Genomic DNA, 13,919 nt, shown 5'->3' on the forward strand with positions numbered 1-13,919 from the left:
ATAAAACTATGTACGCAACAATCAAAGAAATGCATTCATTTTGGGCCTACGCAGTACTTGGCCTGCTGGTAATAGCAATACTTAATTCGGTAGTAGGGCTTGTAAGGAAAAAACCCTTTACAGCAAACGACCGTAAGATTGCTTTGTTTGCATTGATTTTTTCGCACATACAACTATTGTTCGGGCTTATAATGCTGTTTACTTCTCCTTACCTTGAAACTGCAAAGCAAATAGGTATGGGAGCAGCTATGAAAGACAGCACCCTTAGGCTTTACATTGTAGAGCACCCTTTTGTAAACATAATCGCTATCGTATTAATTACTATGGGTTGGTCTAAACACAAAAAAGCTGAGGATGATACGGCTAAATTTAAGAAAATCGCCGTGCTTTATGCCATCGGACTGGTATTACTGCTTAGCATGATACCATGGAGTACCTGGTTAGGTTAGTCTCCGTTTTTCGGGCTTTTTGAGTCCCGTCCTGTTCTTTGGCATGTTAATTGTAAAACTAACGGACAAAAATATTATATCTATGAGGAATAGCGTAATTATTTTCAGTACAGCAGTATGTTTATTCATGTTAACAGCCTTCACTACGGCCAGTAACACGGACGTACGTGAATCAGCAAATGTAAATGTCGTGGCAGACTCTACCGGCGTTAATAACGCCTGTGCAGACGAAGCCGAAGCTTCCTTGCCGAAGCTTACCCACTACAAATCAAATGTACTGGCTACGTATTACGCTGATAAATTTAATGGCCGCAGAACTACCAGCGGCGAGCGTTTTCATAATTCTAACTATACTGCCGCACACATGAGGTTACCGCTGGGTACTGTGGTACGGGTAACTAATGAGGCAAACGGCAAGTATGTAGATGTTAAAGTTAACGACCGTGGCCCCTACAGCCGCAAGCTTGAAATAGACCTTACTAAAAAAGCCTATATGGAAATTGCATCGCGCAAGGGAGCAGGCAGTTTTAAGGTAAAGCTTGAAATAGTAGAGAAGAAGTAAAAACATACCGTTTTAATATATGAAGAAGGCAGCTTTTTTATTACTGGTTACATTAATGGTAGTAGTTACCGGATGTGGCAGTTCTAAAAGGGCTGCTTTTTCTATGTACGATAAAAAGGCGGTGGCCACGTATTACCACGATAAGTTTAACGGCAAAAAAACCGCCAGCGGAGAACCATTTAGCAACAGCAAATACACCGCCGCGCACCGTAAGCTACCCTTTGGCACAAAACTTAAAGTAACCAATAAGGCGAACGGAAAATCAGTTATTGTTACCGTAAATGACAGAGGGCCGTTTTCGGGCGGGTTTGATCTGGACCTTACACGTAAGGCTTTTATGGAAATTACCGACAAAAAGACTCACGGTAACCTGACAGTAACCCTGGAAATTGCCAAATAACAAAACCTGCATACTTTTTGAGGCAGATTTGGCAATTATTAATTCCATCACACACATCTTATGACAATCTTTCTTGTGGTTATTGCAACACTGGTACTTGCAGTATACCTTTTTATGCAGCAGCCTAAGTTTGGCGCCAGGCCTTCGGGCAGTCGCCTGCAGCGCATACAAAACTCCCCCAATTACAAAAACGGCGCATTTCAAAACCTCAGCGATACACCACAGCTCGCCGAGGATACTAAAATGACTGAGGTACTGTACAAGTTCTTTTTCGGGAAAAGTAAACTAAACGTACCGGTGAGCGTTATCCCCACACAAAAAAACGACTTAAAAAACCTGTCCAAACAGGAAAATATAGTGGTATGGTTTGGGCACTCCTCTTACTTTATTCAGGCAGATGGCAAAACCCTTTTGGCAGACCCGGTATTTAGCGGCAATGCTTCGCCTATAGGCAATGTACCTGCTTATAAGGGCAGCGATGCCTACTCGGCAGAGGATATGCCCGATATAGATTTCCTGTTTCTATCGCACGACCATTGGGATCATTTGGATTATAAAACCGTAAAACAATTGCTGCCCAAAGTAAAACGTGTTATAACAGGGCTGGGAACCGGCGCACATTTAGAATGCTGGGGCTACAGTCCCGAAATAATCACGGAGCTGGACTGGCATGAAAGCGCTACGTTTAACGATTTTATTTTTATAGCGCAGCCTGCAAGGCATTTTAGCGGCAGGGGGTTTAAGCGAAATGGTACGTTGTTTATATCTGCTGTTTGGCAAACGCCTTCTTTCAGGCTGTACCTGGGTGGCGATAGCGGCTACGACACCCATTTTGAAAGGATAGGGAAGGAGCATGGCCCGTTTGACCTTGCTATCCTGGAGTGCGGACAGTATAACCACGCGTGGAAATACATACACATGATGCCCGAGGAAACTGCTACAGCAGCACGTCTACTAGGGGCTAAAACGCTTTTACCGGTGCACTGGGCCAAATTTTCACTTGCGCTGCACGATTGGGACGATTCTATAAAAAGAGTTACTACAGCGGCGCAAAATCAGCAACAGCCCATAGTAACCCCCATGATAGGAGAAAAAATTTACCTTGATAAGTTAAACCATACACAACACTGGTGGAATGGTTTGCAGTAATAGTTAATTCTTTATTTTAAGTGGGGTCGTTTACGGGCTTTTATAAACTTTGTTTATTTTTACTGCATGAGAACATTTTTAGTAACAGCACTACTATCGGCCTCAGGCCTTTTTGCGCAGCAACATAACCCTAATCCCGGGTACTGGCAGCAGCATGTTGATTATAAGATGGATGTAGACATGAACGTAAAAACGTTTAAGTATACAGGCAAGCAACAACTGGTTTATACAAACAATTCGCCAGATACGCTGCGCAGGGTGTTTTACCACCTGTACCCTAACGCGTTTCAGCCCGGAAGCGAAATGGATGCCCGGCTGCAAACCATAGCCGACCCTGATAAGCGTATGGTAAAAAGTTTTAAAAGCGGCAATAAAACGGTAAACGAAAGCCGTATTGCCACTTTAAAACCAGACGAAATAGGCTACCTTAAAGTATCTGACCTTAAACAGGATGGTGCCACTACAAAAATTAACGAAGAAGGCACTGTGCTTGAGGTAAACCTGGCACAACCTTTATTGCCCGGGAAAAGTACTACGCTTACCCTTAGTTTTGAAGGGCAGGTACCTTTACAAATTCGCAGGAGCGGCCGTAACAGTGCCGAAGGTGTGGCGCTGAGCATGACACAGTGGTATCCAAAAATGGCCGAATATGATTTTGAAGGCTGGCATGCCGATCCGTACATAGGCCGCGAGTTTCATGGTGTGTGGGGAAATTTTGATGTAAAGATTACTATAGATAAAAGTTACACCATAGGTGGCAGCGGGTACCTTGAAAATAAAAACGAAATAGGACACGGCTACGAAGACGAAGGCGTAAAGGTAACGTACCCTAAAAAGGCTAAAACCCTTACATGGCACTTTGTAGCACCTAATGTGCATGACTTCGCCTGGGGTGCAGACCCTGCGTATGTGCACGATAAACTTATAGGTGCTAATGGCGTAGAACTACACTTCTTTTATAAAAACAATCCGGAGTATGTAGAAGGCTGGAAAAAAATGCAGCCTAAAACTGCCGAGCTGCTGGAGTTTTACAATAAAAACGTAGGCCCTTACCCGTACAAACAATACAGTGTAGTACAAGGTGGTGATGGTGGTATGGAGTATGCTATGTGTACGCTGATTACCGGCAACCGCAGCTACGGCAGCCTGGTGGGTGTCACCGCACATGAGTTTGCCCACTCATGGTTTCAGCACATACTGGCCAGCAACGAAAGCAAGCACGAATGGATGGACGAAGGCTTTACCAGCTATATAAGCGACCTAGCTATGGAGTCTGTACTTCCGGCTAAGGTAAAGGAGGGTGAAGAACCCGAAAGTCCGTTTGCAGGTGCATATAAAGGTTACTTTTATATGGTGAAGACCGGAAAGGAACAGCCGCTTACCACGCATGCCGACCGATATGACACCTCTACACTGTACAGCATATCTGCATACAGCAAGGGTGAAATATTTTTGGCGCAGCTGGGATATCTTATAGGACAGGATAAACTTGCCGAAACCCTAAAGCGCTATTACGCAGACTACAAGTTTAGCCACCCAACACCAAACGACATTAAACGTACTGCAGAGCGTGTCAGCGGCGCCAACCTGGACTGGTATCTTACTGACTGGTGCCAAACCACAAATACTATTGATTACGCTATAAAGGATATTAAAGACGAAGGTAATACCACGCGTGTAGTGCTGGAGCGCAAAGGGCGCATGCCTATGCCACTGGATCTTATTGTAGTGTATGAAGATGGTACACAGCAAGGACTGTATATACCGCTGCAACTGATGCATTATGAAAAAGATAACCCGTATCCTAACCTTCCGCGCACGGTGTTAAAAGACTGGGACTGGGGACACGTAACGTATGAGTTTACGTTGCCAAAACCAAAGTCGGCTATAAAGGTTTTAGCCATAGACCCGGCAGAACTTATGGCAGATGTTAATAAAGAAGACAACAGCTATATACCAGGCAAAAAATAATATACAGCCGAAATTATACAATAAACCCCTTTAATGTTATTCATCAAAGGGGTTTATTTTTTAATAAAAAGCCTCCGGTATTAAGTTAACCGGAGGCTAAGGCAGGCAAAATAGATTGAAAAACCTGCCACATTGCCTTGTAAGAAGTGTATATAGGCGCTAAAAACCCGAATAAATGGTTACGATTTTTTAGCTGGGTTAGCAGGTGTTGCCGGTGCTGTTTCTTCTTTTTTTACAGCTTCTTGCTTAGGAGCAGATGGCGTTGAAGTAGTTGAAGACGGCGCTACCGTAGTACTTGTAGTATTGCTTTTTTCTGTAGCAGTAGTAGTACCTGCCGGCTGCGGCTGCGTAGTAGTTGGAGTTGTTTGCGTTGTAGTAGATTTTGTTTCTGCCGGTTTCTGAGCCGGTTGTTGTGCTGAAGCTACAATTCCTGTAAGCATTAGAGCACCTGCAATTAGTTTTTTCATGGTGTATTTTTTAAAATGTTTAGTTTTCTGTACTAATCCCCGTAGTGAGGTACGCATTAATAAAGGCAATATAAATGCCGAAAACGTAACATTTCAAATAACTCACAGTGTATATTATTATAACCTTTTGGTTTAAAGGAATTTAATCACACAATGACAAAAAAATGGCGGATTTAAATCTTTATACAACAATTGTTGAATTTGTAGAAATATGTAGAGCCTAATTGCGGAATGGCTGGGGAATGCGCCTAGGGCGCGACCAGCTTAAAACCCACCCTTGGTATATTTTCTATACGGATGCTGTTGTCTTCCTTAAAAATTTTCCTGAGGCGGGATATAAATACGTCCATGCTGCGGCCCATAAAGTAATCATCTGTACCCCATAAGGCGGTAAGCATACGCTCGCGCTTCAGTATGGTATTTTTGTTGTCTATAAATAATTTAAGCAGGGCGCTTTCGCGCTCAGTAAGCTGTATGGTTTCGCCGTTTCGGTGCAGCGAGTAATTGTTTGGGTCAAATGTAAAAGACCCTATGGTACACGTGGTATTTTTAGGCACGGTTTGCTTTTGGCTCCGCTGTAAAAATACCTCAATCTTTAAAATCAGTTCTTCTATGCTATACGGCTTTACCAAATAGTCGTCGGCACCGAGTTTAAGGCCTTTTATACGGTCTTCCTTAAGTGTTTTTGCCGAAAGGAATATAATGGGCACCTCAAGGTCTCTTTCGCGTATAGCGGCGGCGATTTCAAAACCGTCCATGCCCGGCAGCATTACATCGAGCACGCACAAATCAAATCCTCCTTTTTTAAAGGCTTCAAAGGCATCCTTACCGTTCTCATAATGGGCTACATCATAGTGTTGCTCCAAGTTATCGGCGGTAAGAAAAGCCAGGGTGCTGTCATCTTCCACGTACAGTATTTTCTTTTTCATGCCAAACTGTTTTTAGGGATTTCCACGCTTACGGTAATACCCGTAGTACCGGTATTGTTCCGTATTGAAATTTTCCAACCGTGAAGTTCACAAATCTTTTTCACATAAAAAAGCCCGAGACCAAAGCCTTCTACTTCCTTAGTGTTTTCGCGCGGAATGCGGTAAAACCTGTCAAAAACAAAATCGAGGTGTTCCTGTGGTATACCCGGCCCGTTATCGCTCACCTGCAACAGCAGCCCTTTGTTTTGGGGCAACAGCCTTATATCTATTACCGGATTTTCTGTTCCGTATTTTATGGCATTTTCTACTATGTTGTATACTATGTTGTAGGTATGAAACTCATCTGCAAGTATGCATTGCTTACTCCCTCCTGTGGCAAGGTTAATGCGGGCATTCTCAAACTTGGCAAGGGCATTTTCCTTTACAAGTTCCAGCGTGTCAGGAAGGCAGAAGGACTGTTTTTCCAGTCTCCCAAAACCCGATTCGGTTTTAGCCACAGACAATATGCGTTCTATGTGCTGGTTGAGCTTATTGCTCTGCTCAATAATAATTTTAAGATACCGGTTCAGCTTAGGGTTATCATGTATTTCGTGCTGTTTTGCAGCGTAGTTGCTGGCTATTAATATAGATGACAACGGTGTTTTAAATTCGTGTGTCATGTTATTAATAAAATCTTTTTGCAGCTCAGTATACTTCTTTTGCTTTAGCAGCAAAATAACAGAGTACACATAAATCACCAATACCAGGAAAAGCACCGCGGTATAAACCCAGTACAATCCCAGTGTGCTCAGGTAACTATGGCTCATTTTTGGGAATCTAACCGCAAAGTAATACACCAGTCCGGGCCGTTTAGGGAAACAGTTAACGCACTTCAGGCTCTCGTTTGTAACTTCCTTACCATCCATGTTAATATACTCGCCATACACCATTTCATCGCCGGAGCAGTCGTATACAGCATACTCATAATCCATATCAAGCTTTACCTTTAAAAACTCATTTTTAAGGTAGTAGCTAAGCACTTCGGCTTCAAACTGGTCGTTTACGTTTACTACATAATAGTCGTCTGCCACACGTTTTATGGGTGGTTCGGTAGGTGGTTCGGTAGTGTTGTCTGCATAAATCTTAGTTACAACATCTTGCAGCGCGAAGTGTATTTTGTCGCCCATTTCGCGGCGTTCAAAATTATATGCCTCGCGCAGCATTAACAACTGCATGGTAATTACCCCCACTATTGCTACCAGGCCTATAAATACAATGATATTTAGTTTGTTGAATTTCAAGGTATGTAAATCTTTCATACAAATATGCGGTAAAAAAATAAATCCGTAATCATTGCAGAAACCGTTAACAGGTGGTTAACACCAATGTTATCAGTCGTTTTTCTGTTTAAAAAACTAATCAACCATCACGTTGTTAACATGTCATTAACAAGAGTTTGAAGGCGGTTAACAAATTAAAACAATTATGGTATTACATTTGTAACATAGAAAAGCAACCATAACGGTACAATTTTTAAATTTGTAACTAAATAAGTACGTATGAAAACATTAAAATTATCTCTGTTTGCTGCTGCAGCACTTTTTGTATCTGTATCAGCATCAGCTCAGGACAAAAAAGCAACTGAACTTAAGAAAGACACAAAGAGCGCTTCAATCCCGGCAGCAACTGCACCTGCTGCAGTAACACCTGCTACAAGCCAAAAACCTACAGGACTTACTTTTAAAGAAGAGTCTTTTAACTTTGGTGATATTGAAAAAGGAAAACCGGTAACACACGAGTTTAGCTTTAAAAACACATCTAAGGAAACTATCCTTATTACTGCTGTAAAAGCGTCTTGCGGATGTACTACTCCTAACTGGACTAAAGAACCTATTAAACCGGGAGAAAGCGGAACAGTAACAGCTACTTACAACGCTGCTAATCCTGGCCCTTTTACTAAAACTGTAACTGTAACTACTAACGATACAGACCAAAACAAAATCCTTGTAATTAAAGGTAAAGTTAATGGTGATACAGCTCCAACTCCGGCTCCAACTCCGGCTGTTAAGCAATAATTTTTAGAACTTATATAGTTGAAAGCCACCTTAATAGGGTGGCTTTTTTTATTATATGTAAAACGTAAAATAACACGACTGATTTTCCACTTACTTAACCCTAAACCTCCCTCTTCGAAAACTTTCGTGGTAATTTTAACAATATGTCAGGCAACAGCGCATTTAATTATTACGATAAACAGTGACTAAATCACAGCACCAACCCCAAAAGTTTGAAATAACGTTAAAAAAAACCAATTAACAGGATTTTATTTATAAAAACAACCCTGTTACTGTGTGAATTGCGGATTTCCCGCAACGACCGTATTTAATTAAAGGTTAAATTTGCATTGCCAATTCTAAACCGCCCCCAATTGAACAGAATTTTACATGTACTTGCTGTAGACGATCACGTAGTGGTTTTGGAAGGTTATCATTATATGTTCCAGAACCTTAATCACGAGCATGATGAACTAAAATTTATAAAGGCCCGCGATTGCGAAACGGCCTACCACCTTATAATGGCTCACAGGTACGAGCCTTTTAACGTGGCACTACTTGATTATAGCATCCCTCAGTACGAAGACCAAAAACTATATAGCGGGGCTGACCTTGCATCTCTTATACGTAAAACAATGCCGGGCTGTAAGATTATACTTATGACCATGCATAAGGAGATTGACATTATAGGCAGCATTATAGAAAAGATAAACCCGGAAGGTTTTATAAATAAAAGCGACTGCAGTGCAGAAGAACTCTCTGAAGCATTTAAACAAGTGCTTGACGGACAGATAGTATACAGCAAGGCAATTTCTAACTATTTGAAACGCAAAGAAAAGGGTATTGTGCTGGAGGACATAGATGTACGGATAATTTTATTGCTTGCAAAAGGGATTAAAAATAAAAACCTGAGTAACTATATACCACTGAGCGATAGTGCTATAGAGAAACGAAAATATAAAATTAAAAGATTGCTGGAGGTAGAGGGAAATGACGAAGACCTTATACATGAAGCCCGCATGCAGGGTTACATTTAAACTATGGCTCCCAATTTAGATATGCATATTTTTAGCTGCCCGAACCTTTATAAAAGTTCGGGCAGTATTTTTTAGGAAAATGTAACGCCTAAAAGCCGCTGTAGCTTCTCCTGGCCTTTCACGATTTTACCCACAGTAGTACCACCCTGTACAAAATTAGGTGCTATGAGACCTAAATCCTTTGCCACGGCTGTGTAATATTCCCGGCGGGTTTTGGTTTCCGGGTGTACAGCGGTAAATACTTCACCCCATACACTACGCCCTATTATTTGAGATAAAATAGCTACGCATTCTTCCCGGTTTATAAGGTTAACGGGGCCGTCTGGATTTTCTATATTGTCCCTGCCTGATAAATGGTATACAGGGTGGCGCTCCCCTCCTACCAGTCCGCCAAGGCGCACAATAGTGGTACTAAAATCATTACAACTCTGTAATACCCTTTCGGCAACCCGCACCTGTTTACCACTTTCCGTTTGCGGATTAGGCTCTGTTACTTCGTCTACTTCCGGAATATCTGTACTCTCTCCGTAAACTGAAATAGAGCTCGTAAAAAGCACTTTTTTTATCCCTGCCTGTATTGTGTATGGCACAAGCGCTTTTAGTTTATCAGGATAAGAAATTGCCCCTTCTGCACGTACTTTAGGAGGTATTGCTATAACAAGCACCTCACTACCGTGTAAAAATCCGTTTATTGCGTCAGCATCAGGATTGTTTAAATCTACCTGAAAAGGCAAAATCCCCTTCTCCTGCAAAACAGGCAACTTAGCAGCCGTGGTAACAGATCCTTTTACGATGTGGGTTTTTACAAGCGATTCGGCCAGTGGCAATCCTAGCCAGCCACAACCCAATATAGATATTTGCATTGATTGTTTTATTTCCAGATCAGGCCAAACCATTCCCCTAACCTGAGTTTTTAAGCCCGCAAGTTACATTTAAAAACCATTTGTAACAGTACATCTAAGGCTATTTAGCAGGCTTTCTTACAGGCTTTACCTCAGCCGACTTAGCCGCGCGCGCCGTAGCGGGTTTCGACGCTTTACTTGTCGGAGCTTTTATCGGTGTACCGTCTATGCTCTTAGGTAATTTAGGTTCAGGCGTTTTTTCGGGAGCCTTAATTTCTTCTGTAGGCTTTTGAGACGCCGGTGTTTTCTTAAGCTTATACAAGTCGTGCCTGCGGTCTTTTAAAATACGTACGCTGCCAAACTCATGCAGTTCCCTTAGTAAATCCAGGTCTACGTCTACAATAATGGTCATTTCGGTATTTGGGGTAGCCTCCGCTTTTATACCGTTGCTGGGGAAACTAAAATCACTGGGCGTAAACACCGCCGTTTGCGCATACTGGATATCCATGTTATTAACCCCGGGAAGGTTACCCACACAGCCCGCTATTGCTACGTAGCACTCATTTTCTATGGCACGTGCCTGTGCACAATGGCGCACACGGGTATAGCCGTTTTGGGTATCTGTAAGGAAAGGAACAAAGAGTATTTCCATACCCTCATCGGCCAGCAGGCGGCTAAGCTCAGGGAATTCTACATCGTAGCATATAATAATACCTATTTTGCCACAATCGGTATCAAAAGTTTTTATTTCGTAGCCACCTTTCATACCCCAGTAGTTTACCTCGTTTGGGGTAATGTGTATCTTGGTGTACATTTCGCTGGTTCCATCGCGCTTACATAAAAAGCCTACGTTGTAAAGGTTACCATTTTCTACCAGGGGCATACTGCCGGTAATGATATTAATGTTGTACGAAATAGCCATTTCCTGAAAGCGCTTACGTATGGGTTCGGCATAGCGGGCTATCTCGCGTATGGCATCTGCTTCGCTAAGGTGGTTAAAATCGGCCATGAGCGGTGCCACAAATAATTCAGGGAATAAGGCGAAATCACTACCGTAACCCGAAACGGCATCTATAAAAAACTCAGCCTGTTCAAAAAGCGCCTCCACATTTGCCAGCGGACGCATTTGCCACTGTACCAGCCCCAGGCGTATAACACTTTTACGGGCATTAATCAGTTTCGGCTCCTTTTCGTAGTAAATGTTATTCCACTCCATAAGTACGGCGTAGTCCTGGCTGTCTTTATCACCCTCCAGGTAGTTACGCATTATCTTAATCACGTGGAAATCATTACTCAGTTGAAACGACAGCACGGGGTCATAAATTTCCTTTTGGCGTACTTTGGCTATATATTCTTTGGGGGTAATTTCATCGGCATGCTCATTAAAATGCGGCATACGCCCGGCAAATATTATCCCTTTAAGGTTAAGCTGTTCGCAGAGTTCCTTACGGGCGTCGTATAGCCTCCTGCCCAGGCGAAGGCCACGGTACGCAGGGTCTATAAACACATCTATACCGTATAGCACCTCGCCATCATAATCGTGGGTGTCAAATGTGTAGTTACCGGTAATTTTTTCGTAAGTGTGGTTAGCAGTGGCTTTTTTATAATCAATAATAAGCGACAAGGCACTGCCCACCACTTTACCGTCTACCAGTACTACCAACTGCCCTTCGGGGAATATTTTTAAAAGACGTTTAATATCGTTAAGGCCCCAGTAGGGTTCGTCCATTTCCATTTCGCTTCCTGTATAAGCGTGCTGCATAGACAGGCGGAGCTCTTTGTAATCTTCTATACGTAGGTTACGGAGCTCTACTTTGGTTATTTCTGCTTGCATAATCCTTTTCTAGTTTATGCTAAATGTACGAAAACCTTTCGCTTAGATGTATCTATGGTTGGTTAAGGGGGTGTTAAATTAAGACTTAGCCCTTACCAGAGCTTCCATCTTGTGATTAAAAATATCAAGAAAAACGCGCATTTCTTTAGTAACACATTTACAGCCTACACATATAATCACCCGTGTATATGTATGATTATCCTTTATAAGCGGTTCCAGCCGACTGGCAGGACCTCCGGAATAACTGTAGCCAGATAAAAGAACAGGCTTATTATCAGTAAAGAATGCCTCTGCCAGGCGTTCAGCAGCGGCTTTAGCCCACACCCTGTCGTTTTCCGAAAATCGGTCAGCATTATCAAATAGTTCTAAAAGCGATACAATGGTATTAACCTGATGGCTTTTCCACTTTTCAGGAGCGTTTTCCACCACCAATTTCTTAGGAATATAATGCACAATTTTACTAAACTCGGCACGATGAGGATTTGCAATGGTATCTACCTCTACATTCTGAGAGGAAGACGCTAAGGGTATTAAGAAACTGAAAAGTAGTAAAAGTGATTTCATAATCATTTTAATTGCAATAGGTTATTTTCCTTGCATCTATAGTAATCATACCCATTTTCCAGTCAAAAGAGAATTCCTTTACTTGCTTTGATAATCCGTTACAGGTAAACAGTATATAATCTTTATCTAGAAGCGTTTTGTGTTCGTAACCCAAAAAGTTTGCATAATGGTTTACTGGATAATAATCTTTTTTCTGCTCGGCTGATAGTAACTCGTATTGCCTCAAGTCAATACTTTTTCTCTCAGGCAATTCTATAATTCCCAGATTAATCTTATTTAAATCCTTGGGAATATTTACAATCTTAACCTTAAAATCATATACTTTAAATATAAGCTCTATAACGGGGTTATCAGTTGGTAAATTAACTGAAAAATTACCGTCAAAATCGACATTGCCTAATGGGTCGATAACCGGCACCGCAAATCCATCCCTATAAAACTGCCCGCTGATTTGGGGAGTAGTCAGATATGAAAGGCTGCAGAATATTAATGTAAAAAAAAGCTTCATATTATTGAAAAACAATCTGTTAATTGATTTTTATCAGAATTCATAGTGCTACTATCCGTAGTCGGGATTTGATTGAGTACAGCATCAGAGACACCATATTTTTTTAATTTTTTCATTAGAAACGTCTATTTATAAACTTATATTATCTCAACTACTTATTGTTTTAAATAATATATAAAATCAACCAACACTACAATTAAGAACCCTCCTAATGGCTTTGGTGTTCAAACCAAAACGTATTTTTTTCCTCGTCATAAAAAACATACACAAGCCCCATGTCGCCCCACATAAGCCCGGCGTTATCTTCGCTATCTACCTGAAATAACAACCGGGCATGTTTACCCTTACTGTTAATGGGTGTATTCTCCAGCTGAATCCACCTTGGGTAACCCGCCAACTGCGTACGATAATAACAATTACCGGTAAGTTTTTCGCAAAACTGCTCATACAACTCCCACGGTTCCTCCGGCTCAAGAGCGGTTATAATAGATACAGCCTCAGGACTGTACAAAGGTAAACCCTGCCAGTCTGGTAACGAAAGTGCCTCGTCCGATATTATTTCGCAATACGGGCGCGGAGTAATAAACGATGGCGCCAATAACGTTACCTGCCGTGTAGGATTAAACTCCGTTAAGAGTTTTACGTAGCACTCGTTTACGTTGAAAGACTCGTTAGCCGTGGAATGTGGGCAAAAAAACTGTAACAGCCTTACCCCTGCAGGCAACTGTGTAAATGGCGACGCAAAAACCTGAAATACAAATTGGAGCGGGAGGCCTTTTTTGCTTACCGGCCAGGTATCTCCCTGCTCAAAGTAGGGCGTGCCGCCAAAATGCGACCTGAAGGCCGCTTCCGGATGCAAGCGGGTAGCTTCCTTAACCTTTAACACAGTGGCGTTTTTTATAAGCGGTATAAGCCGGTTCTCCAGCTGCTGCAGTGTTGCAGCTGCGATCCCCTCAGGATCAGCTGCGTCATAGGGCGGCAAAGTATTTTTACCTCCGGAAGAGGCAGGCATTTTCTTAAAAAACTTCATGATAAAACGGGCGTTGGTTTGGAATTTATAATCAGCAAAACTCTTAGTTTCGTCTAAAAGAATCTTTTGCTATATTATATCTATACATTTAAAGATACGTATAAATCTGAAAACTAAATAATTATGTTTATAAATATAACTTTT

At 41.9% G+C, this 13,919-nt stretch carries 15 protein-coding genes; 7 read left to right on the forward strand and 8 right to left on the reverse strand.

The features are described 5' to 3' along the window. The first annotated feature begins 8 nt into the window (after nucleotides 1-8). The 5 genes from ACLI08_RS03355 (at nucleotide 9) to ACLI08_RS03375 (ending at nucleotide 4,531) form a co-directional block, all read left to right on the forward strand. Nucleotides 9-449 carry a hypothetical protein gene (locus ACLI08_RS03355; protein ID WP_411427041.1) on the forward strand — a complete coding sequence of 147 codons (441 nt, stop codon included), beginning with the start codon at nucleotides 9-11 and terminating at the stop codon, nucleotides 447-449. A gap of 127 nt (nucleotides 450-576) precedes the next feature. Next, the gene (locus tag ACLI08_RS03360) at nucleotides 577-1,011 is read left to right on the forward strand and encodes a septal ring lytic transglycosylase RlpA family protein (protein ID WP_411427042.1); all 435 of its coding nucleotides are present in this window, start codon (nucleotides 577-579) and stop codon (nucleotides 1,009-1,011) included. A 55-nt stretch (nucleotides 1,012-1,066) separates the two neighbouring features. After that, the gene (locus tag ACLI08_RS03365; protein ID WP_411427375.1) at nucleotides 1,067-1,411 is read left to right on the forward strand and encodes a septal ring lytic transglycosylase RlpA family protein; all 345 of its coding nucleotides are present in this window, start codon (nucleotides 1,067-1,069) and stop codon (nucleotides 1,409-1,411) included. 60 nt (nucleotides 1,412-1,471) lie between these two features. After that, nucleotides 1,472-2,560 (forward strand): MBL fold metallo-hydrolase, encoded by a 1,089-nt coding sequence (locus ACLI08_RS03370; protein WP_411427043.1) that lies wholly within the window; start codon nucleotides 1,472-1,474, stop codon nucleotides 2,558-2,560. Nucleotides 2,561-2,626: 66 nt separating this feature from the next. Then, on the forward strand, nucleotides 2,627-4,531 hold the full coding sequence (locus ACLI08_RS03375; RefSeq protein WP_411427044.1) for a M1 family metallopeptidase: 1,905 nt from the start codon (nucleotides 2,627-2,629) through the stop codon (nucleotides 4,529-4,531). Between the two features lie 179 nt (nucleotides 4,532-4,710). Here the strand turns inward: ACLI08_RS03375 and ACLI08_RS03380 are convergent, their stop codons facing one another. The 3 genes from ACLI08_RS03380 to ACLI08_RS03390 form a co-directional block, all read right to left on the reverse strand. Then, nucleotides 4,711-4,998 carry a hypothetical protein gene (locus ACLI08_RS03380; RefSeq protein WP_411427045.1) on the reverse strand — a complete coding sequence of 96 codons (288 nt, stop codon included), beginning with the start codon at nucleotides 4,996-4,998 and terminating at the stop codon, nucleotides 4,711-4,713. Between the two features lie 248 nt (nucleotides 4,999-5,246). Then, the gene (locus ACLI08_RS03385; RefSeq protein ID WP_411427046.1) at nucleotides 5,247-5,927 is read right to left on the reverse strand and encodes a response regulator transcription factor; all 681 of its coding nucleotides are present in this window, start codon (nucleotides 5,925-5,927) and stop codon (nucleotides 5,247-5,249) included. Next, nucleotides 5,924-7,225 carry a sensor histidine kinase gene (locus ACLI08_RS03390; RefSeq protein ID WP_411427047.1) on the reverse strand — a complete coding sequence of 434 codons (1,302 nt, stop codon included), beginning with the start codon at nucleotides 7,223-7,225 and terminating at the stop codon, nucleotides 5,924-5,926. The genes ACLI08_RS03385 and ACLI08_RS03390 overlap by 4 nt, the downstream gene beginning before the upstream one ends. A 240-nt stretch (nucleotides 7,226-7,465) precedes the next feature. Between ACLI08_RS03390 and ACLI08_RS03395 the strand changes: the two genes are divergently transcribed. Further along, a complete protein-coding gene (locus ACLI08_RS03395) occupies nucleotides 7,466-7,981 on the forward strand; it encodes a DUF1573 domain-containing protein (protein ID WP_411427048.1) in 516 nt (171 codons plus the stop codon). Between the two features lie 353 nt (nucleotides 7,982-8,334). Beyond that, nucleotides 8,335-8,997, forward strand: a complete 663-nt coding sequence (locus ACLI08_RS03400) for a response regulator (protein WP_411427049.1) — start codon at nucleotides 8,335-8,337, stop codon at nucleotides 8,995-8,997. Between the two features lie 71 nt (nucleotides 8,998-9,068). Here ACLI08_RS03400 and ACLI08_RS03405 read toward each other — a convergent pair whose 3' ends face one another. The 5 genes from ACLI08_RS03405 to ACLI08_RS03425 all read right to left on the reverse strand — a co-directional run bounded on the left by ACLI08_RS03405 (nucleotide 9,069) and on the right by ACLI08_RS03425 (nucleotide 13,775). After that, nucleotides 9,069-9,860: an NAD(P)H-binding protein gene (locus tag ACLI08_RS03405; RefSeq protein ID WP_411427050.1), complete on the reverse strand. Its 792-nt coding sequence runs from the start codon at nucleotides 9,858-9,860 to the stop codon at nucleotides 9,069-9,071. A gap of 100 nt (nucleotides 9,861-9,960) precedes the next feature. Next, a complete protein-coding gene (locus tag ACLI08_RS03410; RefSeq protein WP_411427051.1) occupies nucleotides 9,961-11,673 on the reverse strand; it encodes a GNAT family N-acetyltransferase in 1,713 nt (570 codons plus the stop codon). A gap of 78 nt (nucleotides 11,674-11,751) precedes the next feature. Continuing rightward, on the reverse strand, nucleotides 11,752-12,237 hold the full coding sequence (locus tag ACLI08_RS03415) for a hypothetical protein (RefSeq protein WP_411427052.1): 486 nt from the start codon (nucleotides 12,235-12,237) through the stop codon (nucleotides 11,752-11,754). Between the two features lie 7 nt (nucleotides 12,238-12,244). After that, complete coding sequence (locus ACLI08_RS03420) at nucleotides 12,245-12,745, reverse strand: hypothetical protein (RefSeq protein WP_411427053.1); 501 nt, start codon at nucleotides 12,743-12,745, stop codon at nucleotides 12,245-12,247. A gap of 208 nt (nucleotides 12,746-12,953) precedes the next feature. Continuing rightward, on the reverse strand, nucleotides 12,954-13,775 hold the full coding sequence (locus ACLI08_RS03425) for a DUF1963 domain-containing protein (RefSeq protein ID WP_411427054.1): 822 nt from the start codon (nucleotides 13,773-13,775) through the stop codon (nucleotides 12,954-12,956). Between the last annotated feature and the right edge of the window lie 144 nt (nucleotides 13,776-13,919).

It is taken from the genome of Flavobacterium sp. RNTU_13 (assembly GCF_046614455.1).
Classification (GTDB): Bacteria; Bacteroidota; Bacteroidia; order Flavobacteriales; family Flavobacteriaceae; genus Flavobacterium.

Coding starts and splice junctions, on each gene's coding strand:
- ACLI08_RS03355 (WP_411427041.1), top strand. CDS start 9: ATGTACGCAACAATCAAAGAAATGCATTCATTTTGGGCCTACGCAGTA.
- ACLI08_RS03360 (WP_411427042.1), top strand. CDS start 577: ATGTTAACAGCCTTCACTACGGCCAGTAACACGGACGTACGTGAATCA.
- ACLI08_RS03365 (WP_411427375.1), top strand. CDS start 1,067: ATGGTAGTAGTTACCGGATGTGGCAGTTCTAAAAGGGCTGCTTTTTCT.
- ACLI08_RS03370 (WP_411427043.1), top strand. CDS start 1,472: ATGACAATCTTTCTTGTGGTTATTGCAACACTGGTACTTGCAGTATAC.
- ACLI08_RS03375 (WP_411427044.1), top strand. CDS start 2,627: ATGAGAACATTTTTAGTAACAGCACTACTATCGGCCTCAGGCCTTTTT.
- ACLI08_RS03380 (WP_411427045.1), bottom strand. CDS start 4,998: ATGAAAAAACTAATTGCAGGTGCTCTAATGCTTACAGGAATTGTAGCT.
- ACLI08_RS03385 (WP_411427046.1), bottom strand. CDS start 5,927: ATGAAAAAGAAAATACTGTACGTGGAAGATGACAGCACCCTGGCTTTT.
- ACLI08_RS03390 (WP_411427047.1), bottom strand. CDS start 7,225: ATGAAAGATTTACATACCTTGAAATTCAACAAACTAAATATCATTGTA.
- ACLI08_RS03395 (WP_411427048.1), top strand. CDS start 7,466: ATGAAAACATTAAAATTATCTCTGTTTGCTGCTGCAGCACTTTTTGTA.
- ACLI08_RS03405 (WP_411427050.1), bottom strand. CDS start 9,860: ATGCAAATATCTATATTGGGTTGTGGCTGGCTAGGATTGCCACTGGCC.
- ACLI08_RS03410 (WP_411427051.1), bottom strand. CDS start 11,673: ATGCAAGCAGAAATAACCAAAGTAGAGCTCCGTAACCTACGTATAGAA.
- ACLI08_RS03415 (WP_411427052.1), bottom strand. CDS start 12,237: ATGAAATCACTTTTACTACTTTTCAGTTTCTTAATACCCTTAGCGTCT.
- ACLI08_RS03420 (WP_411427053.1), bottom strand. CDS start 12,745: ATGAAGCTTTTTTTTACATTAATATTCTGCAGCCTTTCATATCTGACT.
- ACLI08_RS03425 (WP_411427054.1), bottom strand. CDS start 13,775: ATGAAGTTTTTTAAGAAAATGCCTGCCTCTTCCGGAGGTAAAAATACT.